This is a genomic window from Pseudomonas sp. W15Feb34 (assembly GCF_023127765.1).
GTDB classification, from domain to species: Bacteria; Pseudomonadota; Gammaproteobacteria; order Pseudomonadales; family Pseudomonadaceae; genus Aquipseudomonas; species Aquipseudomonas synxantha_A.
In genome coordinates, this window is sequence record NZ_SPKN01000046.1 from 161,891 (window position 1) to 186,218 (window position 24,328).

Genomic DNA, 24,328 nt, shown 5'->3' on the forward strand with positions numbered 1-24,328 from the left:
CCGCTTTCACGATCACCAAACGGCAAGATGTGGCAGGATCCTACAAGGTAGGCCGAAACCTCTCATTCAGCACTGGTTCAAAACCCTTGAATTGAAACGCCGACCCCTGTGGGAGCCGGGCTTGCCCGCGATGACGATAGAGCGGGCACCACAGGGTTTGCAGGTTATCCCTGACGCTCCTGTTCCAAGGCATCTGCGAGTTCAATTGCCTTCTGCCCCTTCGTCTTCATCTCACTCACAATCACCGCTACCACAATCAACACCGCCCCGACCATTGCAATCGGCGGGAAGCGCTCTCCGGCAATTCGCCCGACCACGCCTGCCCACACCGGCTCGCCGGCATAGATCAAGGTAGCCCGGGTTGGCGACACACTCTGCTGCGCCCAATTCATCGCGACCTGGATCACCGCACTGGTCAAGCCCAGGCCCACGGCGCTGAACAGCAACAGCCAAGAAAAGCCCGGCAACGCCTCGCCCATGGGCACCACCATCATGAACGACAGCACCGAAGCGGTGGCCAGTTGCACCACGGTCACCCGGCGAATATCCACCTGGCCGGCAAATGCACTGATCAAGATGATCTCGGCCGCTATTGCCACGGCACCGATCAGCGTAGCGATTTCACCTGGGCTGAAGTTCAGTGAAGCCCCCGCCGGGCCAGTCAACAGCATCAACCCGGCAAACGCCAGCATGATGCCGATGCTGGGCATCAACCCGGGGCGACGGCCCAGCACCAGCCACTGCAACAGCGGTACGAACGGTACATACAACGCGGTGATAAACGCCGACTGGCTGCTCAGGATGGTCTGCAAGCCAATCGTCTGCAAACCGTAGCCAAACATGATCGCCACCCCGATAAACACCCCGGCCTTCAATTCGAACAGGGTCAGGTCGCGCAGGGTGCGCAAGGAAAAGAACCCCACCACAATTGTCGCCGCCGCGAAGCGCAGCCCCACAAAAAACATCGGCCCGCTGACGGTCATGGCATGTTGCACCAGCAAGAAGGTGCCGCCCCAGATCATGGTGATCACCACCAGGATGCATTCGGCTTTGCTGAAGCGGTTGAATCGCGAAGGGGAGTTCGGGGCTGTCATGGCGGCTCGGTCTTGCAAGGGAAAGGCACGGACCGCACAATGCGCCGCACGTTGGGCAGTATACTGCGCACACCCACCTATTGAGCAATATAGTGCACAAAGAAAATCCGCAACGGGCTTCGGTCCTGCAGCACGTCAGCCAGAACGTCCGTCGCCTGCGCCACGCCGCCGACCTGAGCCAGACTGCACTTTCGGAAAAGTCCGGGGTCAGCCGGCGCATGCTGGTGGCGATTGAAGCGGGGGAGAAGAACGTCAGCCTGTCCACTTTGGATCGTGTGGCTGAAGCGTTGGACGTGGCGTTCAGTGATCTGATTCAGGCGCCGGATGTGCGGGACCACAGCCGTATCAACGAGCTGGCCTGGGCGGGCGAGATTGTCGGCAGTAAGGCGGTGCTGCTGGCCAAGGCCACGGCACGGCGTGAAGTCGAATTGTGGGAGTGGCGGCTTGAACCCGGGGATCGTTATTGCCCGGACCCTGATTTGGAAGGGTGGAGCGAACAACTGTTCGTGTTCGAGGGCAGCCTGACGCTGGTGATAGGTGATCAGGAAAATGTCATCGAGGCTGGAGAGTTCTTTATGTTCGCCAGCCACCAGCCCCATGCTTATCGCAATGATGGGAACGCGGCGGTACGGTTTGTTCGAAATGTGGTGATTTGAGCAACAATAAGGGCGAACTGGCATGAGTGAATCCACCCGCGTTGCCGATGTACTGATCATCGGCGGCGGCCTGAGCGGTACGATGCTGGCCGTGCAACTGCTGCGCCTGCCGGGCACGCGGCGCATCCTGGTGATTGAGCCGCGTGCTGAGCTGGGGCGGGGCGAGGCCTATAGCGCGGTCGAGCTGGGTCATACCTTGAACGGCAATGCGGCGCGCATGAGCGTCGACCCGGACAACCCCGACGACCTGACCCAATGGCTCACTGACTACATCGCTGGCGGTGGTTGGCCTGAGTCGGATCAGCAGCATGTGCCCATCAGCGAACTGTTCCCGCCACGCGGGATTTTCGGGCTGTACGCGCAACAGCGCTTGGCCGAGGCCAAGGCGTTGTCTACGTCGACCGTCGAGCATATCCGCGCCGAAGGGGTGGACCTGCAAGTCGACGCAGCCTCCACGCTGTTGACCCTCGATAATGGGGAGCAACTGCGTGGCACTTTTGCGGTATTGGCCACCGGCATGTTCCCGGCAGCGCGCACGCCCCTAACCGAGTCCAGCGGTTTGAACACCGCAGCCATGGACCCATGGGACGTGCAAGCGATGACCCAACTCGACCCGCAATCAACGGTACTGATCATCGGCTCCGGGTTGACCATGGTCGATGCCGTGGTGTCGCTGGAACAGGCCGGGCATCGCGGTCCCATCGAGATCTTTTCGCGCCACGGCCTGTTGCCCCATGTACGCCGGCAACCGCCAAGTTGGGACGATTTCCTGGCCGCCGACCACCGCCTGCGTAGCCCTCGGCAATTGCTGCGCGAGGTGCGTCGGCAATGCCGCATCGCACTCGACCAAGGCATCGATTGGCAGGCACCGCTGGACACCGTGCGTGTGCATATCGCACGTTTATGGAGCCAGGCCAGTGAGCGTGAGAAGCGCCAGTTCGTGCGGCATGTGCGGCCTTGGTGGGAAAGCCACCATCACCGCTCGCCCCCATTGAGTGCGCACTTGGTGGAGCGCTTACAGGGGGAAGGGCGGCTGCGAGTTCGCGCAGCGTCATTCAAGGGCTTGGTGCCGTCGGATGAGGGCGTTGCCATTGCGGTGCGCCAGCGTGGCGAGCAAGGACTCATCCTGGTTTCGGGCGCGGCGTTGATCAACTCGAGCGGCATTGAATACGATTGGCGCCGCGTGGCCCGGCCATTGCCGCAACAACTGCTCAAGCGTGGGTTGATCCGGCCTGGGCCTTTGGCGTTGGGGATTGCGGCGGATGCAGCCGGCGCGGTGCTGGATGCCCAGGGCCATGCCAGCCAGCGACTGTTTGCCATGGGGCCGCCGTTGCGGGGCATGTGGTGGGAGAGCACGGCGGTGACGGATGTGGCGCTTCAGGCCAAGGCACTGGCAACCAAGCTCACACAGATCTAAGTGGGGGAGGTGAGCAAGCCCTGATCCGCGAAGTGAACGTCAATGCTTAAAGCAACGAAAATCAAATGTGGGAGAGGGCTTGCTCCCGATGAGGGCGTGTCAGTAAATACATTTGTGGCTGATGCACCGCTATCGGGAGCAAGCCCCCTCCCACATGTTGATCTGCGCTTATCTTGAGGTTTTCACGAAGCCTGGTTTGAGTCCGAATACCTCAACGCCCTGGGGCGTCGATTGCCCGGTGGTGACTTTCACCAGCTCGACCGGTTTATCCATCGCCGCCCGATACTCCACCGTCATGTCTGCCTGGATCGCCTGGCTGGGAATCACGATCGCCTGGTCATTGTTATAAGTGACAATCGTCAACCGCGCACTCATGCCCAGGCGCACCCGTTGCAACTGCTGCGGTGTCAGCTTGGGGATCGACAGGGTCACCGGAAATTGCGCGCTGCCCTGGTTGTCGCTGGCGATGGCCAAGCCACTGACCACGCTGACCGAGCCGGTCAGCCGTTCGCCGTCGAAGCCATCGCCCATTACTTCCACCGCCTGGCCCTGGTGCAACTGGTTGATGTCCAGCTCGGAGACCTTGGCGACGATTTTCAGCCGCTCGATATTGGCCAGGCCAAACAGCACTTGGCCCTGGCTGACCTTGCTGCCGGCCTGCACCGGCGCGTTGTTGTTGCCACCCCCTTGTGCGGTGTTGCTGCTGCCGGGCGCGGGCACTACGATGCCGGAGAACGGTGCCTTGACCTCCTTGCCTTCAAGGAGTTTTTGCAAGGCTTCGTATTTCACCGTGGCATTGGTCAGCTCCATTTCGGCAATCTGTCGGTATTCGCCTCTGCCTTGGTCCTGGGCCTGTTGCAGTTCGCCGCGCGCCGCTGCCAGGTCGAGTTGCTGCTGTTGGGTTTGCTGCTTGAGATCGTCCAGTTCGTTGCGCGGAATGATGCCGCGTTTGAACAGGTTTTCGCTTTCGGTGAGCTTGCGTTGGGTGTTGCCAGCGGTCATTTCAGCGGTGCGCAAGCTGCGGCGGGCGCGGCTGACGGCGGGGCTGCTGTCCCAGTCCTGCATTTCCTGCACAGTGCGCCGGGCCTTGAGCTGGGCGGAGAGGGCGTCGCGCAACTGCACTTCAAGAGTCGCCGGGTCCATGCGCAACAGCACCTGGCCGGCCTCGACGCGCTGGCCTTGTTCGACCAGGTTGGCCAACACGTTGCCGTCGAACGGCGCCGTGAGGGTGACGGTAGTGTCAGGCTCGATCTTGCCCACCAGGCCGATCTGGTGCACCAGCGGGTCGGGTTTTACCGCTAGCCACTGCTCGGTCGGACCTGCCTGCTCGGCGCCGTTGCGCTGGTTGAGCAGACTGATTGCCGCGCCAGCCAACAGCAGGATCGAAACAACGACTAGCAGCGTTTTTTTCTTAGTAGTCATTGAGGGCGATTTCCCAACTTTCCAGCGTCATGCCCAGGGTCAGGTCGAGTTGAGTCTGGGCGTTCAAATAAGCGATCAGCGCGTTGAGCTGGGCATTTTCGGCGTTGCGAAGGTCGGTTTCGAAGCTCAACACCTGGAAGTTAGTGGAGCGTCCGGCACTGAGTTTTTCCCGTTCGATTTCGATCTTGCGCCGTGACAACTCCACGGCACGCTTGGAAATTTCATATTGGCGCCAGCGGGTGCCGAGGTCACGCACCACGTTGTTGACGTTGCGCTCCAGCTCCTGGCGCGCATCGGTAATGCGGATTTCCTGGTCCTCGACGTTCACTCGCGCACGTACTTCGGCCTGGCGCGTGCTGATGTCGCCAATGGGGATCTGCACCTGCACCCCGGCGTAGCTGTCCCAGGTACGGTTATTGTCATGGCCGTTGTTGTTGTCGGTGGCGGCGCGCACCTGGTTGGCGCCGGCGACCAGGTCCACTTGCCAGCGCCCGGAGTCCTTGGCGATCACCAGGTTGAGGTCGGCCTGTTGGCTACCGAGCAGGGCGGCGAGGTATTCCGGTTGCTGGTTTTGCGCCAGGTTGAAGGCTTGGCGTTGGTCAATTTCCATGGGGTTGGCCTCCAGGGCTTCGGTGGCGCGCACTGGTGTCGACAGGTCCAGCGCCAGCAGGCGCAGCAAGGCCAGGCGGCTGGTGTCCAGTTGATTGCGAGCTTCTTCCACGCCCAACTGCTGGGTGGCGATGTCGGCTTCGGTTTGGACGATCTCGAACTCGGCCATGCGCCCGGCGCTGATCAGTGCCTTGTTCACGTCCAGCAAGGTGTTGGAGCGCTTGAGCGCGTCCTGCACGATCACCAGTTGTTCCTGGGCACGCAGCAGTTCGCGATAGGTGGCGATGATTTGGCTGATGGTCTGCGCCACGGTGGCCTTGAGGTTCAGGCGGTTGGCCTGCTCGGCCAGGCGCGACAGGCGCAGCGGCGCGGTGGTGGCGTCCCAGCCGGCGCCGCGCATCAGCGGTTGGATGATCGCCAGGTCGAGCCCGTCGCTGCGGTAACGGCCGGCGCGGTTGGCGTTGTTCAACTGCTGGGTCCAGGCCATGCTCAAGCGCGTGCCGTATTCGCCGAGCAGGCTGCTGGTGGGCGCGACGTTGGCGTTGCGCGCATTGTCTTGGGAGCCGCGGGTGCTGCGGTAATAGCTGTTGAGGGTGAGCTTGGGGTTGAACAGATCTTCGGCCACGCGCAGATCGAACTTCTGCGCCACTCGTTGCAGGTAGGCGCTGCGAATCGCCGGGTTATTACGCAGGCCCAGGTACACCGCGTCACCCAGGGTCATGGTGGTGGCCTGGGCATTCAGCGACACGCCGCGCTCGTAGCCGCTGCGGGTACTGCTGGGCGCCGAAGGGTTGATAACCATCTCGGCAGTCATGCCCGGCAGGCTGATCAGCAGAAGGAGCAGCCCGCACTTATTCATCGCGCAGGGCCTCCACCGGCTGTAACCGCGAGGCCGAGACCGCCGGGTAGATGCCAAAGAACAAACCTACCAGTAACGTACTGCCCACCCCCAGGGGCAGGGCGGCCACCGCCAGGGCAAATGCCCAGCCCGACAGCCACGCATACAGCCAGGCGGCGGTCATGCCCAGCACCGCACCGCACAGCGCACCCACGGCGGTGAGCGTGACGGCTTCGAGCAGGAACAGGTTGCGGATATCGCGCTGGCGTGCGCCCAGGGCCATGCGTATGCCGATCTCGCGGCGGCGCTCCGAGACATTCATCAGCATCACGTTCATCACCCCGACACCGCCGCCCACCAGGGAAATCGCGCCAAGGGCCAACAGCAGGTAGGCGAAGGTGCGACTTTGGCGCGTCATGCCGTCGATCATCTGCTGGGGCACCGTGATATTGACGTCGTGGTCGCTGAGTTGGGGTTGCAGCGCAGCGGTGGCGTCCCTCGCGATACGCTCCATGTCCTGCCCTGGCGCCGCACGGATGATCACATTGCTGATCTGCGGGGTGGCATAGATGCGGCGCATACCTTCGGCCGGAATAAACAACGACTCGTTGGCCTGCACTGGCATCAGCATGGCCCGGGGCTGGTCGTGCAGGATGCCCACGATCAGAAACAGGTAGTCGTTGATGCGCACGCGGTCGCCCAGTTGCAGTGGGTCGCCCGGCGCACTGAGGGCCTGGGCAAGTGGGTCACCAATCACAGCGAAAGTTTCGCTGGCGTCGAAGGCCGACAGGAAGCGCCCCTCGCGCACGGCCAGGCGCATGGCGGCCTGTATATCCGGCGTGCTGCCGACCAGGTTGGCATTGGTGGTGCGCCCATGAAACACGATGGGCCCGCTGAACAGGCTGAGCGCGCCGATATGGGCAATGCCCGGTACGGCCAGGCGTACGGCGTCGAGGTCGAGTTGGGTACGTATCGGCACATTGCTGCTGCCCTTGGGCGGGAACTGGGCGATGAGGGTATCGGTGCCCATGTCCTTGAAGATCATCGCGGCATCCACTGCCGCGTTGTGGCCGATATTGATCAGCGCCACTACCGAGGAGCTGCCGATCACAATGCCCAGCAGCGCCAGGATCGAACGTTTGCCCAGGGTGCGCAGGCTGATCAAGGCTTCATGCAGCAGTTGGCTGAGGCTCTGCTCGACCCGCAGGCTCATGGGCGCTCGGCCTCGTGCACCACACCGTTGCGCACCAGGATCTTGCGCTCCAGGCGCTCGGCAATGTGGGCGTCGTGGGTGACGATGATCAGCGTCACCTGCTGCTCACGGTTGAGGCTCAGCAGCAGGTCCATGATTTCCTGTGCGGTGGTGCTGTCGAGGTTGCCGGTGGGTTCGTCGGCGAGGATCACCGAGGGTTTGCCGACCAGTGCGCGGGCAATGGCGACGCGCTGACGCTGGCCGCCGGAGAGGTCGGCCGGGCGATGGTGGGCGCGCTCGGCCAGGCCGACTTGATCGAGCATACGCTGGGCCTGTTCCACCGTTTCATGCCGCGATACGCCGCGATAACTCAAGGGCAGCGCGACGTTGTCCAGGGCGCTCAGGCGGGGCAGCAGGTTGAAGCTCTGGAACACAAAACCGATCTGCTGGTTGCGGATCGCGGCCAGTTCGTCGGGCGTGGCATTGAAAATATCGTGACCGGCAAAGTGGTACTGGCCGCAGTTGGGCAGGTCCAGCAGGCCGAGAATGTTGAGCAGGGTGCTTTTGCCGGAACCGGAGGCACCGAGGATGCCGCAGCTGTCACCGCGAGCGATGGACAGGCACACGTCATTGAGAATGCTCAGTTCCTGCCCGGCGAGCTGATAACGCTTGCCGATGCCTTGCAGGGAGATCAAGCCGGGTTGCGTGGGGGTGTCTGTCATCATGACTACGCCTGCAGTCACGACGGTACTGCCATGCCCCCGGAAAATCCTTGTAACAAGTTCGGGAGCTGCCTGTACGCGTCACGGACTGGTTTTATTTCTTGTTTTTAAAATATTGTTTGAATAGTACCTGCGTTCAATCTGCTTCGCCAGCCATGGATGTAGAGCGGTTTTACCCTTTGAAACGTTCTGCCGAATGCAGGTTTCGGACCGGTAGAAATCCTTTCAATAGGTCTCGATAGCCCGGTTATACAGGCTTTTAGTGATATGGCGGAGTGTCACTACTTGCTTTCGCCGGGCCGCCCCGGTATAAAAAAATCAAATTATTTTTTAAAACAATATTTCCGCCGTGGAACCCTTATGGTCGCGAAGAAACTCAGCGCTCCAAACGTTACCAAGACTCGATTGCTGGATGCGACAGAGGCCCTCTTCATCAAGTACGGCTACGACGCCGTGTTGCTACGCCAGATAACCGAACGCGCCCAGGTCAACCTGGCGGCGGTGAACTACCACTTCGGGGACAAGGACTCCCTGATGAAAACCTTGCTGATGCAACGCCTGGAGCCGCTCAACGAGCAGCGCCTGGAATTGCTCGCCCGCTGCGAAGCCGAATCCGATGGCCCGCTGGATTGCGACACGCTGCTCGGCGTGCTGTTCGCCCCGGCCATGGGCCTGGAACGCAGCGACCCGGCCAGCGGGGAAGGGCGCTCGTTCATTCGCTTCCTTGGCCGGGTTTACAGCGACACCTCGCCGTTTATCCAGGAATACCTCAAGGTGCATTACCAGCCGGTGTTCCAGCGCTTCTTCGAAGCCTTCGCCCTGGCACTGCCAGACCTGCCGCGCAATGAGCTGGGCGTACGCCTGCAATTTGCCCTCAAGGCGATTTCCGGGGTCATGGCCGGCACCGAACTGCGCCTGCTGATGAACTCCATGAGCCTGGGCCGCCCGGCCACGGATGCCGAGGTGATGGCCAAGCTGATCACGCTGGTGTCGGCGGCGATTCGGGTGCCGCAGCAAAGTGCAGAGGCTGAAACGGCGTTGGCGAAGGTGCTGGATACCCAGCGCGCCATTCGCGAACAAGCCACACGCTGAAGCCACTCCCCAAACCCCTGTAGGAGCGAGCTTGCTCGCGAAAAACGTCAACGATAACGCGGGCATTCTGGTTAACCGCGGCGTCATTGCGTTCTTCGCGAGCAAGCTCGCTCCTACAAAAGCGGGGCGTTTTCCAGCGCCAAAAAGCAGGCAAAAAAAAGCCCGCTGGGGCGGCGGGCTTGATATGCAACGTTTGTAACGGATGAGGCTTCACACTACGTCTCGGCTTGTGAATAAAACGTGAAAAATATGTAAGAGAAAGTGTGAATGTGCGGGCATTGTATCAACGGCACTTTTGTTCGCTGTATTACCACTCGTCGCTACTGTCATCTTTGACAGCTAGACGCCTATCCCCTTCAAGCGTCTGATTTCCTTGTTCCATAGCCGTCCAGGCCTCACCCAAGGAGTTCAGTCATGTCCAAATTACCAGCCCCCGAGGAACGTTTTCCGGTTGTGCGAAGCTCATCCACTCCCCGCAATGATCTCGACCTGCCGGTCTACTCGACCCCGGTGCTCAACGTGGTTGGGGCTGACAGGGGCCTAGGCGTGCGACATCTCGATACTTACCTATATGTAACCATTGTGCGCTGGACTAATTTGCAAGCGGGTGATACTTGCGAATACTTCCACGGCAGCCGTACGCTGCGTCTGGGCTTTCACATTGTCAAGCCAGAGGAAACAGGCAAAAGCTCTTTTCAACTGGCCATCAACGAGGAACGTATACCGCGGGGGCTATCCTTTCCTGTGTTTGTACGGGTTGTGCGTAATGGCCCAGGCACGCAGCCTACATCAGGCGACTTGACCGTCTTCGTCAAGGACGCACGGCCAGGCCTGGATGAGCAGCCCGGGCTGGGTTACCACGACAAATTGCTGCTGAGCTTGCCGGACGACCTGGCAGCGCCCGGCGCAGTGTTGACGCCGCAGCGCGCCGCCCAGGGCGTAGTGTTCACTCTCGATTACCCCGGTAAGCGAGTGCGCGATAAGGTCTATCTGTACTGGGACACGATCACGCAAGTGGTGGTTTTCGAACTCGATGAAGACCATGCAAGCGGCACAAAGCCGATTGAAGTGGAAGTTCCGGCAAGTGTCATCGGCACCGGCAGTGGCCTCCTACCGATACGCTATCAGGTGCTCGATGAAGTGGAAAACCGCTCTGGGCATGTCGAGCACTTTTCTCAGGCCGTGCATGTACAGGCCGAGCTTGACCCCAGCCTGCTCAGGCGGGCGCGCTTCCTCGTCGGCTCCACCTCGGTCACCTCGGTCAATTATGATCAGGATGCAGGGAAATTCTTTGCTGTTCAGGTGGTCACGCCTTTTCAGCTTCCGGATGGCCGTTTTGTCCCGGCGAATACTCGCGTCATTGCAACCTTGAGTGGTACTCACGCCGATGACTCAACGTTTGACCTCGATCTGCCCGATCAGGGCGCTGACCCGGGTTGGCCAACGTCGTTTCCTGTCGATGACGCCATCATCAAACAATTAATCCAAGGCTCGATGAAGATCACTTGGCGGCTTGAGTTCCCGCTGGGCACCTTACTGGCCAAGTCCCAATCCCTGACGATCCTGATCTCTGGCACGATTGCGGACATGCCGGCAGTCACGGTGGTGCAGGCCGATGCCGGCTTGATTGACCCCGAAGAGCCTTACATCACCATTAATTATCCGAACCCGGCCTATACACCCTACGATCCGAATAATCTGGTCAGGCTGCGGATGGAGGCTGTTCTACCGGGTGGCGGGTTGGTTGAATACGAACAACGCCATAACGCAGGCGCCCCACCACCGCCCACCCGTTTTCGTACCGTAACCCAAGCCAACTTCGCTCGGTTTATCGGGCTGGGCGATGTGCGGGTTTTCTACACGGTAGACGACGGCCTCATGCGGGCATTGGGCACAGGGACGCAGGCCATCCGCGAGTCAGAGTCGACGTATGTGCGGTTCGGCGAGCGTATCGCCGAAATGCCAAGGCCGGAAATCGACCGGGTCGATGAGGACGACAACCTAGACCCAGATGACTTGTTTGGCCAGCTCGACATCACGCTGCCCTACGCTGAAACTTACGATGGCGATGTCTTTACATGGCGCCTGACAGGCACTGCCGCGGACGGCAGCACCCAGGATGACATCCGCCTGAATCGCGCCACCGCGGGAGCCCCCGTCTCCTTTTCGCTGGACCGACACTACGCCGACACCAACCTGGGCGGCGTGATTCGCTTGAGCTATTCACTGATCCCCGCGAATGGTGGGCGCACCCTGCGCTCTGAAATACTCGAAGTGACTGTCGGTAAGGCGCTGGGCGACTTGCCTCGCCCGGAAGTCGTCGAAGCGTCCCAAGCCCTCGACCAATTGGCACCGGAAGCGGTCACCGCCGGTGCGACCATTCGAGTCACCTTCCCGCAAATGCTGCCCACCGACCGTATTCGAGCGTGCTGGACAGGCATACCCGACATCGGCAGCCACTGTGAAACCAAGGACGGCAACACCCGTAAAACCGTGGACTTCACCGTCCCGCCTGAAGTCGTGGGCGCCAGTATTGCGCCATTTGGCCAACGGATCAACGTGCAATACTTCCTGATACGTAACGGACGAGAAACGCCTTCTCCAATCCTCGACCTGCTGCTGCTCAACCTAACCACCTTGCCGATCCCGACCATCGAAAGGATCGGGGATGCCCCGGTGCTCGAGACTTCCAAGTTGAATGGATCCGAGCGCACGATGATCAATATCTGGCACTTCATTCATCGGGCTCAGCGCATCTGGATGGAGTACAGCGGCACCTATGACACCGTTCCAGAGACGCCATACTTTGAGGCCACCTACACCAACAACCTGGTGACCGAAGAAGGCGAAGCCAGTGGAATCCTGCCACCGACCCCCGTGGACGAACTGCGCAAGCTCAAGGATGGAACGCTATTGACCATCCGTTTCTGGGTCTGCTTTGATCGCAGTTTCAACAAGGCCAATGCGGTGTTGTTCCGCGAGCGCCACTACACCATCCAGTCCCTGCCGAGCGTATTGCCCCACCCGTTTATCAATGGCACCACCGACACCGGGCCGAACGTGACGGTGGACCCGCTGCCCATTGAACACAATACGACGGCAACGGTTCGCTATGACGGTATGAGTGGGCAAGATTTCATCACGCTTTACTGGTTTTTTGCCGACGGCACCTCTTATTCAACCCGCGAGCAGGGGCAGGATGGAGGCACGCTGGTATTCAACCTGACCTCGGCCAAGGTCTTGCACCGCAGTGTGAACAGTACCGTGTGCTTGAAGTATTCGGTAGAACGGCCGGGCGTGGCAGAGCCGATTCCGTCAAATGTGCAGACGGTGACGGTCAATACCATTCTTGCTGCCAGTTTGCCGCAGCCACGGATCAACAACATTGCTTCTGGCGGTACGCTGGATGTCAACAATTTCGCGGGTAGCGCCACGGCTGCAGTGCTCAAATGGTCGTTGAGTCACACAGGGCAACGGGTCTGGTTGATTTGCAGCGGTGCAGGCGTAACCCCGCTAACTGTTCTCAATGGTGTGGCAATCACCGCAACAGAGGCTGTTAATGGGCTTGCAAACAAGGAAGTACTGCGTAGTTGGCTGAAGCGCATAACGAATGGTACACGAATAACGATAACCTGTGAGGTAACGTTTGACGGCAGTAATGATAAGTCAAAAGCCGTTATTTTTAACAACGCTCAATATACCAAGGCAGACCCTTGGACAGATGTCGGCCATTACTTTAACACTGGAAATTTAGGCGGATGGACTTTAGGAAGAGGCGGTCTGGGCGCTACGTTTGGTGTCCTTGGTTTGTATGTGGATACTCCCCATCCCTCTAATGCTGGCGCAGTGATCTCAAGGACATTTAACTTTAATAGAGTGCATCGCTATAGCATCAGTTATTCCATCGGGAACACTAGTCCGTCCGGTGGTGTCCCGCCCATCACGGCTGTTCTCGTGGGCTCGCAGGTTGCTATACCGAAATTTACAGTTCCAAATTCCGGCTATATTGAAGGCCAACAAAATTTGTCCTTCATACCGGCGGCTAACGGGCCGGCTTCCGTTGTGCTTCATAACTATCAAGATCTAGGGGGCGGTTCAGGCTCTCAAGGGGGCAATGACTTTCACGTCTACTACATAGGCGTATATCGCCTCGATTAAATGAAAAATGAGAGTAAGAAGTAACGCGCAATGAAAAGGGGTGGATCTATTTTATTTGTGGGTCAGTCCTAACTAAAAACGGAACAGATCTATTCAAGATAGATCTGTTCCGTTTTTGCTGTGATATCAAATCTTCCAGCGCGCCGAACTTCTGAAGAGCCGCTCGCGCATCCCATCAATATTCGCGGCCAGTTGCAGCGTCAACAGCCGGTAGCCGTCCAGCCCGTTGTGTACCGGGGCCTCCAGCAGCGTGACGTTCGACGTAACACTACCCGATCGCTCCAACCGCTCCGTCACCCCCGACTTCAACGCCCGTGCCATCCCTACCAATTGCACCCGAATCTGCCGATGCTCGGCCTTCAACATCACCTGCATCCGTGCCATCGCTTGCTCATTCCGAGGATCCGGGCGGGTATTGCCGAGAATCTCCAGAGTGCTGATGCACATGCGCAGATGACGCTGGATCGCGTCCAGTTCGGTCATGGAAATCCGCACCTCCTTGGACACCGATGGCATCAATGAACGCAGTTGCAACATCGCCGCGTTCAAGCGGTTGAGCAGTTTGAGGTGTTCATCGTCGGTCACCGATTGGCCATTGATGATCCGACTATAAATTTGCGCGCAGTCGCGCAACGCACTGGCCAGGTTGTAACGCCACGAATATACGGCATACAGCGGCAAGGCAAAGGAAAACGCCAAGGCCAGCACGATACCGATCAGGATATCGACCGTGCGCCATAAGCCATCTGATATCGGGTTGTCACCGTGGCCGGCAACGATAAACACTGTGATAGCCGACAGCAGCGCGATGTAACCGCCCTTGCCGATGGCATGGTAGGAAAAGAACCCGCACACCAATGACATCAACAGATAGGTCAACAGCGGCAGGCCGAAGTAAGCCTGTTGCACCACCAGCAGTAAACCGACGCTGGCGCCGATCAAGGTGCCATAGGCGCGCTCGACGGCTTTCTTGCCGATATTGCCATGGTGCTGCAAGCCGCCGATCACGATCAGCATGGTCACCGATGCCCATTCCCCGTGGGGCAGGTTCAGGCCACTGGTGAGCAGGATGGTCGCCAGCAAACCGACGGATACGCGCGCGGCGTGGATCAGCTTGGCGTGGCGAAAGCGCCGGTACGGGTCGAGCAGGGGGCGCAGCAGGCGCCGGGCAAAAATGGGCAGGTTCATCGGTATTGAAGTGGCCTCAAATGTATGAATGTGCTCGACTCAATGTGGGAGCTGGCTTGCCTGCGATAGCATCACCGCGACCTGACTGAAAGACCGAGGCGCCGGCATCGCAGGCAAGCCAGCTCCCACACTGACCTGTCTGCACATTGGAACGGGGTTGGCTTCAGAAAATGTAATCGGTCGTCAGGAAGCTCGAGTCACGGTTGCGCAGGATATCGCTGACCAACGCCTTGTTACTCTCCTGGAACTTGGTCGCCACCAGGGTACGGATCGAAAACACGCGCAAGGCGTCATGCACCGACAGCGTGCCCTCGGCCGAGTTCTTGCGGCCGTTGAACGGAAAGGTGTCCGGCCCGCGCTGGCACTGGGCGTTGATATTGATGCGACCGACCTGGTTGGCAAAGGTGTCCACCAGGCGCCCGACGGCGACGGGGTCGGTGCCGAAGATACTCAACTGCTGGCCAAAATCCGAATCCAGCACGTAGTCGATCACGGTCTCCAGGTCACGGTAGGGCACGATCGGCACCACCGGGCCGAATTGCTCTTCATGGTAGACGCGCATCTGCGGGTTCACCGGATACAGCACCGCCGGGTAGAAGAACGAACCACGGCTGCTGCCACCCTCGGCATTCATCACTTTGGCCCCATGCCGTGCGGCATCGGCCACCAGTTCGTTGAGGTAATCCACCTTGCCCACCTCGGGCAGTGGCGTCAGCGCCACGCCGTCTTCCCAGGGCATACCGGGCTTGAGCGTCGCGAGTTTGGTGTTGAATTTCTCGATAAAGCTATCGACGACATCTTCATGCACGAACAGGATCTTCAATGCAGTGCAACGCTGGCCGTTGAACGACAACGAACCGGTGACCGCTTCACTCACCGCGTTATCCAGGTCCACCTCGGGCAGCACGATGCCGGGATTTTTCGCGTCCAGGCCCAGGGCGGCTCGCAAGCGGTGCGGCTTGGGGTGCAGCTTTTTCAGGTCGCTGGCGGCCTTGTTGGTGCCGATAAAGGCAAAGATATCGATCTTGCCGCTGGCCATCAGCGCGCTCACGGTTTCGCGGCCGCTGCCGTAGATCACGTTGATCACCCCGGCCGGGAAGCTGTCGCGGAACGCCTCCAGCAAGGGGCGGATCAACAGCACACCAAGTTTGGCCGGCTTGAACACCACGGTATTGCCCATGATCAACGCCGGGATCAGCGTGGTGAAGGTCTCGTTCAACGGGTAGTTGTAAGGCCCCATGCACAGCGCCACGCCCAGCGGTACGCGGCGGATTTGCCCGAGTGTGTCCTGTTCCAGCTCGAAACGGCTGCTACGGCGGTCGAGTTCCTTGAGGGCGTTGATGGTGTCGGTGATGTAGTCGCAGGTGCGGTCGAATTCTTTCTGCGAATCCTTGAGGTTCTTGCCGATTTCCCACATCAGCAGCTTCACCACCGCATCGCGCTGTTCGCGCATACGCCGTAAAAATGCCTCGACGTGCTGGATACGTTCGACAACGCGCATTGTCGGCCACTCACCCTGGCCACGGTCATAGGCACGCACGGCGGCATCCAGGGCGGTGAGGGCGGTGTCGGCATCCAGCAATGGCGTGCTGCCGATATGCACGCGCTCATCGCCCAGTTGCACCGGGCTTTGCACGCGAGCGAGCGGGCCGTTCCACACCCGCAACTGGCCATCGACCAGGTAATCACGCTGCTCAATGGGCGCCGCCAGGCGAAATTGCTCGGGAATCTGGGTGACGGAAGTGGGAAACAGCTGGGCGAGCAGGTTGCTGGTGGTCATGTCGCTACCCCTGGAATAGTTGCAAAACATGACTAGAGAGTCACCCAACTAGCGGCTCTAAGGCAAGGCTTACGCGCATTGTTGTTCGCAGCGCGGTGCGCGCCGGGTAAACTGCGCGGCTTTTCAGAAGGAGTTCACATGAGTCAGTACCAGCCGGGCATTCTTGCCGCACCGGTGCCTTTGCAGGCCCGCCATCTGTTTTTCGCCCTCGATTCCCTGCAAGCCGTGCCCGCGGCGCTGGACGCGCTGGTGCAGTTGACGGATGCGGCGGCCGTGGTCGGTTTCGGTGAACCGCTGGTAAAGGCGCTGGGCGCCGAAATTGAAGGGCTGCGTGCATTCCCCGCCGTCAGCGGCCCTGGCGCTGACAACCCTTCGACTCAACAGGCGCTGTGGGTATGGCTGCATGGGGTGGATCGTGGCGAGTTGCTGCTGCGTAGTCGTGCCATCGAGAAAGCCCTGGCCCCGGCGTTTCGCCTGGTGCAATCGACTGAAGGCTTCCGCTACAAGACCGGCTTTGACCTGACCGATTACGAAGACGGCACCGAAAACCCCCACGACGATGCCGCCGTGGAAGCCGCCTTGACCGACAGCGGTGCCAGCTTTGCCGCTATCCAGCAATGGCAGCACGACCTCGACGGGTTCGCCGCGTTGCCTGCGCAGGAGCGTGACCACATCATCGGCCGCCGCCATGGCGACAACGAAGAACTCGACGACGCTCCGGAATCGGCCCACACCAAGCGCACAGCCCAGGAAAGCTTCACCCCGGAAGCCTTCGTGGTGCGACGCTCGATGCCTTGGGCCGAGAATGGCCAGGCAGGATTGATGTTTCTTGCGTTTGGTCATTCCTTCGATGCATTTGAGGCGCAGCTTCGGCGTATGAGCGGGTTGGAGGATGGGATTGTCGATGGTTTGTATCGCATCAGTAAGCCATTGACTGGTGGCTATTACTGGTGTCCCCCGGTCAGGGAAGGGCGTCTGGACCTGAGTTTGGTTTTTTAACGACCTTTGCCTGCTCCCTGACGTACGCCTCAAGCGCTTTTGAGCGTTTCCAGCCACGCGGGGTCAAGCCGGGTTTGTTCGGTATCGATCCCCAGTGCGTGCATCTTGGTCTTGTGTGCGTCGATCTCGCCGACCAGTTGCGCCTGGGCGCTGGAGTTGGCATCCAGCTCATGCATTTGCGTCAGCCCCAGGTGATAGAAACGCAACAGTTTGATGGCGGCCGGGTCGTTGGCTTGTACCCGCTCGGTGACCTTGTGCATTACGTTGGTCACGCTCATCAGGCTGCGCTTGAGTTGCCAGCCATACACCGCCGGCGCCAGCCAGGGCTGGGACCAGAACGGGCCACGCACCAGTGCGACGGTGATCAACACCCCGGCAAATACACCGCCGACATTGAAGCGAAAGTTGTCCCCGCCAGGCTCACCGAACAGCATCACCGCGAGGCTCGACAGCAGCATGGCCAGGGCCAGGAACAGCACGGCCACTATCAGCGTGCTGCGGCGGGTCTGTTGACGGTAGGTGACAGGGTCGCAGGGTTTGAGCTCGAACATCCGGGTCAGGTCTCCAGAAAGGGCGGTCATCTTCTCATGCTTGCAGCAATGAAGTTGAACGATGACTGCGCACGGTTTCTCTAAACCTGTGAAGCCCCTCATGAGGTAAGCCATCATGTCTGAACACAAGCAGCCACCGCCAGGTACACCGGATCCGAACCGCACGCCGGGTGAGGAGGAGCGCGACAACGATGCGTTGCGCCCCAACGATCCCAAAGAGCGTGGCCCCGACAACGATGTCGAGCACGTCGAACAAGACCTGGAAAACCTCCACGACAAAGCGCGCCCGCTTTAGCAGGAGCATGTGATGAACAAACGTACCGATGGTCCCCACTCCAACGAGCACGCCAGTGGCAAGGATGAGCTGGGTTTCGACCCGGACTCGCCAGATGTGGCCGACCCTCAGGTCGACCCGGTAGGTCCGGCTATTGCGCCGCTGGATGAGAAAAAGTCATCTGAGAAAAAGCCGCCCTACGATCCGTTGGGCGACTTGAAGAAGTGAATCGAGCCCCGCCGTCGTGCGGGGCTTTGTTTATTTGGGGGGGGTCCAACTGACGTCGGTGATGCCGTATTTTTCCGCCCAGGGCCGGGTGGTTTTTTTCACTTGCTCGTGACCGACGCGGCCGATGCGGCTGACATGGGCAATGTCGGCATCAACGGCCGCCCAGTGCCAGGCTTCGGCGTTATTCATCACCTCGGCGCGCACCACGAAAGACTTGGGTTTACCGTGTAGCTGATAGTGGATGGTGTAGATTTTTGCGGTACTCATGTTGCCTCCCTGTCTTGTTATAGATGGATAGGCCAGCGTTCTAAAAGGTTCATTCAAAATGACAACGTACGCAGTGGCGCGGCATAGTGACGCTCTTGCCCTGCGCCCGAGGATCGCACCATGCTCACACCCACGGATAGCCGCCTGTACCTGCAACGCCTGGGCTATGCCTCGCCACCGGCACCCACCTTGCAGACCCTGCGGGACTTGCAGCTGCGCCATGTCTGCACCTTTGCCTTTGAAAGCCTGTCGACCCTGATGCACGCGCCGGTGCCGATTGACCTGCAAAGCGTCACACAGAAGGTGTTGCACCAAGGACGCGGCGGCTATTGCTATGAGTTGAACCAGCTGTTCCTGGCCTTGTTGCAGGAGCTGGGCTATGAGGCTCGCGGCATTACCGGTCGTGTGGTGATTGGCGGGCCACCGGACGCCCACACCGGCCGTACTCATCGTCTGAGCCTGGTGACCCTCGACGGCGTGCGCTATATCACCGATGTCGGCTTCGGTGGCATGGTCCCCAGCAGCCCGTTGCAACTGGACAACGAAGCTCCCCAAGCCACTGCCCATGAGCCTTTTCGCCTGACATGCAATCAGGGCAGCTACACATTGTGGGCCCAGGTCGGTGAAGAGTGGCGCGGCTTGTACGTGTTCGATCTGCAAGTGCAGGCAGATATCGACTACGAAATCGGCAACTGGTACGTCTCCACGCACCCGGGGTCGCCGTTCGTTGGGCAGTTGAAGGCTGCGCTGCTTGCCCCCGGTAAACGTCATACCTTGGCCAACGCCCACTATGCGCTTCATTACCTGGATCGGCCCAGTGAAAAGCGCACGCTTCAAAGCGCCGACGAGTTGCTGGCGCTATTGCACGACACGTTCGGGATTCAGCTGCCGGATCAGCCTCGACTTCGCGAAGCCGTTGGAAGCCTTATCCGCACGAATCCTCAAGAATATTGAGATAGAGCCTTCGCTGAACCGTTTTTTCTCCATTTTGGTGCAAATCCGTTCGAACTTTTTGCAAACGCCAAGGTTCGAACCGATTCCTGAATACTTTGCCCACCTTAAAATGGAGATGTAAAACGATGTCCAAACTATTCGGAAAATTTCTCAAGAACACCTCGTTGCTGGCCCTGGTCGCTGCGCCTGGCGTGGTGTTCGCTGCACCTTCCACCGACCCGATCTCCACGTTCGGGATCCTGGGCAGCTACAACGACTTCAAGCTGGAAGGCGGTAGCGAAAGCGACAAGGACCACATGCCTGAAGCGGGCCTGTTCTATAACTTCGGCAACAAGCTCACCGCCGAGTCCGGCTTCATCTACCAGGCCGGTATCGAAGCCAAGTACGGCGAAAAAAGCGACAACAAGCTCAAGGAAGGCCAGGCCGACCTTGACCTCGGCTGGCGTGCCGCGCTGGATGCGCGCAACTTCGTCGACGTGATCGTAGGCGGTGGCTACACCTGGACCCGCTATGAGCCGGACACCAATGGCTACGATATGAAGCTGACCAACAAGTCGCCGTTCGCCAAGGCTGCGCTGGGCTACAACCACCAGTTCGATGACATGACGCTGCGCGTTGAAGCCGGCGCCCGTCACACCATCGATGGCCGTGCCAAACTCAAGGTAGACGGCGTTGGCAGCGACAGCGTGGACCTCAAGGACCGCACCAACCCCTATGCTGAAGTCAGCCTGCTGATGAACCAGAAGGGCGACCTGCCAGTGATGGCGGGCCTGTACTACACCCGCACCGAGTACAAGCTCGACGACGACTCCTATGTGGCCGACAACACCAAGCTCAAGCGTGACGAATACGGCTTCAAGGTCGGTATTGCATTCTGACGCTGTTGTACTGCAAAAAACGCCTCGATAATCGGGGCGTTTTTTTTTGCTTTCGCAGGTCAGCCCAATGCGGCAAGTTGCGCCACGGTTTCAGGAAAACGCGCTACCAGACGGATCAGGGTGACGGCCTGGGCGTTGGGCTTGACCCGGCCTTGTTCCCAGTTCTCCAGGGTGCGGGTGTTGGTACGCAGGTACATGGCGAATACCGACCGGGAAAGGTTGAGTTGCTGGCGCACGGCGATCACCTCATCAGCGGTGAGCGGCGCCAGCTTGTTAAGGTGGACCTTGTGGTTGCGCAGGGTGATTTTACCCTGGCGCTCATCGGCCAGGGCGTCGAAGCCTTCGACCAGTTCGGAAAAGATGTCACGTTTCATGATGTGTTCTCGCTTTGATTTCCCTGTCCAGCATGTGTTTAAGAGCTTTCTTGTGGTGGGGTGTCAGGTCGCTCTGTTCGTGCTTGCCGTACAAGGTGAATAACCAGAATTGCGTGCCGCCTGACCACCAGTAGTAAATGACTCGCAGGCCACCACGCTTGCCTTTGTTTCGCCTTTCATCAACGAAGCGAACCTTTCTCAACCCGCCCGTTCCTTCGATCACATCTCCTGCTTCGGGGTTTTTCATTAACTCCTGTTGAAAACCCTGGAAAAGCTCCTCACTCAGATAGTCCTTGCGATGCCGCTCGAATGCCGGCAGTTCGATAAATAGAGCATCCATGTTCTGTACGTAGCCTGCGTAGAGTTTGGTGGCCCACTCGCGTTAGGTCAAGTGACCGCGCGGTGGGAACTTTCCTAAAACGCAAACACCATACGGCCGGCTTCATCGGGTAGATGCCGGATGAAGAGGCAGATCGAGGAGGAAAATTCAGCGAGCAGGGGAGGGGAAAAGCAGATCCTGGGAAACGCAAAACGGCGCCCAAAGGCGCCGTTCTGTTGACTGCATCAACCTAAGCGATCAAACCCCCAGCACCGCATGCTGCACCAAGGTGAGCAACGGTTGTGGGTACACGCCCAGGAAGAACGCGAGCAGGGCGATGGCCAGCAGCATCACGCCGCCTGCCTTCTGTTCCCAATGCAACTCGGCATCCACACGGCGCAGGTTGGGCTCGATCAGGTACAGGGTGACCATCACGCGCAGGTAGTAGAACACGCCGATGGCGCTGCCCAATACCAGGGACGCTACCAACCACCACTCGTGGGCTTCAACACCGGTTGCGACAATGTAGAACTTGCCGATAAAGCCCGCAGTCAGCGGAATACCGGCCAGCGACAGCATCATTACGGTGAGTACGGCGGTCAGGTACGGACGGCGCCAGAACAGGCCGCGGTATTCGTACAGGGCGTCGGCGTCACGGCCTTTGTAAGGCGAAGACATCAGCGTGATCACACCGAAGGCGCCGAGGCTGGTGATCACGTAGGTGACCAGGTACACGCCAATGGCTTCCACGGCCAGGCCCTTGCTCGCCACCAGGGCGATCAGCAGGTAGCCGAAGTGGGCGATGGACGAGTAACCCAGCAGACGCTTGAGGTTGTTCTGGGTCAGCGCCAGCAGGTTACCGAACAGGATCGACGCAATGGCGATCACGGTCAGCACGTTGCTCAGCACGCCGGTGTTGGCGGCAGGGGAGATCTGGAACAGACGCACCATCACCGCAAATACCGCTACCTTCGACGCAGTCGCCAGGAACGCGGCCACCGGCGCCGGGGCGCCTTCGTACACGTCCGGGGTCCACAGGTGGAAGGGTACCAGCGACAGCTTGAACGCCAGGCCGATCAGCATCATCGCCAGGCCAAGTTGGGCGATTGGCGCCGGGCTGTTGGTGGCGGCCAGGGCGTGGCCGATACCGGTGAAGCTCAGGCTGCCGGCTTCTGCGTAGAGCAGGGCCATACCGAACAACAGGAACGCGGAACCGGCCGCCGACAGCACCATGTACTTGATGCCGGCTTCCAGGGAGCGCTTGTTGAAGAAGGCGTAGGCCACCAGGCCGTAGGTCGGGATCGACAGCAGTTCCAGGCCGATGAACAAGCCGGCCAGGTGCTGCGCGCTGACCAGCACGATACCGCCGGCCGCAGCCAGCAGGATCAGCAGGTACAGCTCTTCCTTGTTACCCGGGTAGCCGGTGCCGCCTTCGCCGAGGTAGGCGTGGGCGAGGGTGACGCAGGCCAGGGTCGCCACCAGGATCAGGGCGATGTACAGCAGCGCGAAGTCATCGACCATCATCAATGGCGTGACCGCCAGTGGCGCGACCTTGAGGGCCGGGATGATCGACAGCAGGGCCAGGTTCAACCCGGCGCAGGACAGCAGGAACGTTTGCGAGTGATTGCGGCGCCAGGCGATTGCCAGCATCACCACCACGATGGTGAGGCTGGTAATCAGCAGCGGCGCAAGCGCGATAAAGTGTTGGATCGTGAATTCCATAGCGCTCTTACCGGGCCGAAGCGAGTTGAGAGAAGGCGGTGCCGAACCACTGCTGCACGCCATGCATCGTTGCGGCAGAAGTGTCCAGGAACGGTTGCGGGTACACGCCGATGAAGATCAGCAACACCGCAAGGCCGAGCACCATGATCAGTTCGCGCGCATCCATCCCTTGCAGGACGGTGTCGGACTTGGCCGGGCCGAAGTAGGCGCGGTGGATCATGATCAGCGAGTACACCGAACCGAACACCAGGCCGGAGGTAGCAATGGCGCTGATCCACGGCGTCTGCACAAAGGCACCCATCAGGATCAGGAACTCGCCGATGAAGTTACCGGTACCCGGCAAGCCCAGGGATGCAGCGGCGAAGAACAGGCTGATCGCCGGCAGGTAAGCAATGCGCGACCACACGCCACCCATTTCACGCATGTCACGGGTATGCAGGCGCTCGTACAACTGACCACTGAGGATAAACAGGGCAGCGGCCGAAACACCGTGGGCCAACATCTGGATCACTGCGCCTTGCAGCGCCAGTTGGCTGCCGGAGTAGATGCCGATCAGTACGAAACCCATGTGGGAAACGGACGAGAAGGCAATCAGGCGCTTGATGTCGGTTTGCGCGAAGGCCAGGAACGCACCGTAGAAGATCCCGATCAGACCCAGGGTCATGGCGATCGGCGCGAACTCGGCCGAGGCATTCGGGAACAGCGGCAGGGCGAAACGCAGCAGGCCGTAGGCCGCCGTCTTCAACAGGATACCGGCCAGGTCCACGGAACCGGCAGTCGGCGCCTGGGCGTGAGCGTCAGGCAACCAGGAGTGAAACGGCACCACTGGCAGCTTCACCGCGAAGGCGATGAAGAAGCCGAGCATCAGGATGTACTCGGTGGTCAGCGACATCTTGGTTTTCAACAGGTCGGCGTAGTTGAACGTAATCACGCCGGTGCTGTTGAAGTTGACCAGGACCAGGCCCAGGATCGCCACCAACATGATCAGGCCGGAAGCCTGGGTGAAGATGAAGAACTTGGTCGCCGCGTAGATCCGGGTTTTCTTGCCGTCCGAAGAACTGTGACCCCAGAGCGCGATGAGGAAGTACATCGGCACCAGCATCATTTCCCAGAAGAAGAAGAACATGAACAGGTCCAGCGCCAGGAACACGCCGACCACGCCGCCCAGGATCCACATCAGGTTCAGGTGGAAGAAGCCCACGTGACGCTGGATCTCTTTCCAGGAGCAGAGTACCGAGAGGATACCCAGCAGGCCGGTCAGCAGGATCATCAACAGCGACAAGCCGTCGAGAGCCAGGTGCACGTTGATGCCGAAGCGCTGGATCCACACGTGCTTGAATTCAAGCGCGAAGGTGGGATCGACACCCGGTGCCGGAGCGAATGAATAGTCACCATGGGCCCACAGCCAGAGGCCGAGTGCGAGTTCCAGGGACATGGTCAGCAACGCAATCCAGCGGGGGAGGGTGGCGCCGAAGCGTTCACCCATCCAGCAGAGCAGGCCGCCGATAAAGGGGATCAGGATTAGCCAGGGCAGAATCATGACGGGCTCGTTTCCTTTCGCAAGTTTGCAAAGTACGCAGTGCACTTAAACATA

At 59.8% G+C, this 24,328-nt stretch carries 23 protein-coding genes; 10 read left to right on the forward strand and 13 right to left on the reverse strand.

What is annotated here, in order from left to right; all coding sequences use genetic code 11:
* Positions 1–164: 164 nt before the first annotated feature.
* Positions 165–1,094 (reverse strand): DMT family transporter, encoded by a 930-nt coding sequence (locus tag E4O97_RS24150; RefSeq protein ID WP_248162452.1) that lies wholly within the window; start codon positions 1,092–1,094, stop codon positions 165–167.
* A gap of 92 nt (positions 1,095–1,186) precedes the next feature.
* Between E4O97_RS24150 and E4O97_RS24155 the strand changes: the two genes are divergently transcribed.
* Together E4O97_RS24155 and E4O97_RS24160 are read left to right on the forward strand one after the other, a co-directional pair.
* Positions 1,187–1,750: an XRE family transcriptional regulator gene (locus E4O97_RS24155; RefSeq protein WP_032880600.1), complete on the forward strand. Its 564-nt coding sequence runs from the start codon at positions 1,187–1,189 to the stop codon at positions 1,748–1,750.
* 22 nt (positions 1,751–1,772) lie between these two features.
* Positions 1,773–3,167 (forward strand): FAD/NAD(P)-binding protein, encoded by a 1,395-nt coding sequence (locus E4O97_RS24160; RefSeq protein ID WP_248162455.1) that lies wholly within the window; start codon positions 1,773–1,775, stop codon positions 3,165–3,167.
* Between the two features lie 168 nt (positions 3,168–3,335).
* Here the strand turns inward: E4O97_RS24160 and E4O97_RS24165 are convergent, their stop codons facing one another.
* From E4O97_RS24165 to E4O97_RS24180, 4 genes are read right to left on the reverse strand one after another with little or no spacing between them, the layout of a single operon-like run.
* Positions 3,336–4,589 (reverse strand): HlyD family efflux transporter periplasmic adaptor subunit, encoded by a 1,254-nt coding sequence (locus E4O97_RS24165; protein WP_248162456.1) that lies wholly within the window; start codon positions 4,587–4,589, stop codon positions 3,336–3,338.
* Positions 4,579–6,057, reverse strand: a complete 1,479-nt coding sequence (locus E4O97_RS24170) for a TolC family protein (protein WP_248162457.1) — start codon at positions 6,055–6,057, stop codon at positions 4,579–4,581. Before E4O97_RS24170 ends, E4O97_RS24165 begins: the two co-directional genes overlap by 11 nt.
* Positions 6,050–7,249 carry an ABC transporter permease gene (locus E4O97_RS24175; RefSeq protein WP_248162458.1) on the reverse strand — a complete coding sequence of 400 codons (1,200 nt, stop codon included), beginning with the start codon at positions 7,247–7,249 and terminating at the stop codon, positions 6,050–6,052. Before E4O97_RS24175 ends, E4O97_RS24170 begins: the two co-directional genes overlap by 8 nt.
* A complete protein-coding gene (locus E4O97_RS24180; protein ID WP_248162460.1) occupies positions 7,246–7,953 on the reverse strand; it encodes an ABC transporter ATP-binding protein in 708 nt (235 codons plus the stop codon). Before E4O97_RS24180 ends, E4O97_RS24175 begins: the two co-directional genes overlap by 4 nt.
* 357 nt (positions 7,954–8,310) lie before the next feature.
* Between E4O97_RS24180 and E4O97_RS24185 the strand changes: the two genes are divergently transcribed.
* The 3 genes from E4O97_RS24185 to E4O97_RS24195 all read left to right on the forward strand — a co-directional run bounded on the left by E4O97_RS24185 (position 8,311) and on the right by E4O97_RS24195 (position 13,200).
* Positions 8,311–9,042, forward strand: a complete 732-nt coding sequence (locus tag E4O97_RS24185; RefSeq protein WP_014718925.1) for a TetR/AcrR family transcriptional regulator — start codon at positions 8,311–8,313, stop codon at positions 9,040–9,042.
* Between the two features lie 31 nt (positions 9,043–9,073).
* Entirely contained in the window at positions 9,074–9,241 is a 168-nt protein-coding gene (locus tag E4O97_RS24190; protein ID WP_248132736.1) for a hypothetical protein, read from the forward strand.
* A 215-nt stretch (positions 9,242–9,456) separates the two neighbouring features.
* Positions 9,457–13,200 (forward strand): hypothetical protein, encoded by a 3,744-nt coding sequence (locus tag E4O97_RS24195; protein ID WP_216091715.1) that lies wholly within the window; start codon positions 9,457–9,459, stop codon positions 13,198–13,200.
* Positions 13,201–13,326: 126 nt separating this feature from the next.
* Here the strand turns inward: E4O97_RS24195 and E4O97_RS24200 are convergent, their stop codons facing one another.
* Both E4O97_RS24200 and E4O97_RS24205 read right to left on the reverse strand, forming a co-directional pair.
* Complete coding sequence (locus tag E4O97_RS24200) at positions 13,327–14,388, reverse strand: FUSC family protein (RefSeq protein ID WP_216091714.1); 1,062 nt, start codon at positions 14,386–14,388, stop codon at positions 13,327–13,329.
* A gap of 163 nt (positions 14,389–14,551) precedes the next feature.
* The gene (locus tag E4O97_RS24205) at positions 14,552–16,168 is read right to left on the reverse strand and encodes an NADP-dependent glyceraldehyde-3-phosphate dehydrogenase (protein ID WP_078821670.1); all 1,617 of its coding nucleotides are present in this window, start codon (positions 16,166–16,168) and stop codon (positions 14,552–14,554) included.
* Between the two features lie 138 nt (positions 16,169–16,306).
* On the opposite strand from E4O97_RS24205, the gene E4O97_RS24210 reads away from it, so the two are divergent.
* Positions 16,307–17,167, forward strand: a complete 861-nt coding sequence (locus E4O97_RS24210) for a Dyp-type peroxidase (protein WP_032880609.1) — start codon at positions 16,307–16,309, stop codon at positions 17,165–17,167.
* Between the two features lie 29 nt (positions 17,168–17,196).
* Here E4O97_RS24210 and E4O97_RS24215 read toward each other — a convergent pair whose 3' ends face one another.
* Entirely contained in the window at positions 17,197–17,718 is a 522-nt protein-coding gene (locus tag E4O97_RS24215) for a DUF3087 family protein (RefSeq protein WP_103734493.1), read from the reverse strand.
* A gap of 115 nt (positions 17,719–17,833) precedes the next feature.
* Between E4O97_RS24215 and E4O97_RS24220 the strand changes: the two genes are divergently transcribed.
* A complete protein-coding gene (locus E4O97_RS24220; protein WP_005789140.1) occupies positions 17,834–18,013 on the forward strand; it encodes a hypothetical protein in 180 nt (59 codons plus the stop codon).
* Positions 18,014–18,025: 12 nt separating this feature from the next.
* On the forward strand, positions 18,026–18,220 hold the full coding sequence (locus E4O97_RS24225; protein WP_005789138.1) for a DUF6021 family protein: 195 nt from the start codon (positions 18,026–18,028) through the stop codon (positions 18,218–18,220).
* A 30-nt stretch (positions 18,221–18,250) separates the two neighbouring features.
* On the opposite strand, the gene E4O97_RS24230 is transcribed toward E4O97_RS24225, so the two are convergent.
* Complete coding sequence (locus E4O97_RS24230) at positions 18,251–18,487, reverse strand: DUF6555 family protein (protein WP_005789137.1); 237 nt, start codon at positions 18,485–18,487, stop codon at positions 18,251–18,253.
* Positions 18,488–18,607: 120 nt separating this feature from the next.
* Here E4O97_RS24230 and E4O97_RS24235 point away from each other — a divergent pair, with 120 nt between their 5' ends.
* Both E4O97_RS24235 and E4O97_RS24240 read left to right on the forward strand, forming a co-directional pair.
* On the forward strand, positions 18,608–19,441 hold the full coding sequence (locus tag E4O97_RS24235) for an arylamine N-acetyltransferase (RefSeq protein WP_248162462.1): 834 nt from the start codon (positions 18,608–18,610) through the stop codon (positions 19,439–19,441).
* Positions 19,442–19,566: 125 nt separating this feature from the next.
* Positions 19,567–20,319: an outer membrane beta-barrel protein gene (locus tag E4O97_RS24240; RefSeq protein WP_032880612.1), complete on the forward strand. Its 753-nt coding sequence runs from the start codon at positions 19,567–19,569 to the stop codon at positions 20,317–20,319.
* A 59-nt stretch (positions 20,320–20,378) separates the two neighbouring features.
* On the opposite strand, the gene E4O97_RS24245 is transcribed toward E4O97_RS24240, so the two are convergent.
* The 4 genes from E4O97_RS24245 to nuoM all read right to left on the reverse strand — a co-directional run bounded on the left by E4O97_RS24245 (position 20,379) and on the right by nuoM (position 24,274).
* Complete coding sequence (locus E4O97_RS24245) at positions 20,379–20,693, reverse strand: transcriptional regulator (protein ID WP_248162464.1); 315 nt, start codon at positions 20,691–20,693, stop codon at positions 20,379–20,381.
* Positions 20,683–21,033 (reverse strand): toxin, encoded by a 351-nt coding sequence (locus E4O97_RS24250; protein ID WP_043046578.1) that lies wholly within the window; start codon positions 21,031–21,033, stop codon positions 20,683–20,685. Before E4O97_RS24250 ends, E4O97_RS24245 begins: the two co-directional genes overlap by 11 nt.
* Before the next feature lie 237 nt (positions 21,034–21,270).
* The gene (gene nuoN / locus E4O97_RS24255) at positions 21,271–22,734 is read right to left on the reverse strand and encodes an NADH-quinone oxidoreductase subunit NuoN (RefSeq protein ID WP_003192122.1); all 1,464 of its coding nucleotides are present in this window, start codon (positions 22,732–22,734) and stop codon (positions 21,271–21,273) included.
* 7 nt (positions 22,735–22,741) lie between these two features.
* On the reverse strand, positions 22,742–24,274 hold the full coding sequence (gene nuoM / locus E4O97_RS24260) for an NADH-quinone oxidoreductase subunit M (protein ID WP_103734497.1): 1,533 nt from the start codon (positions 24,272–24,274) through the stop codon (positions 22,742–22,744).
* Positions 24,275–24,328 lie beyond the last annotated feature (54 nt).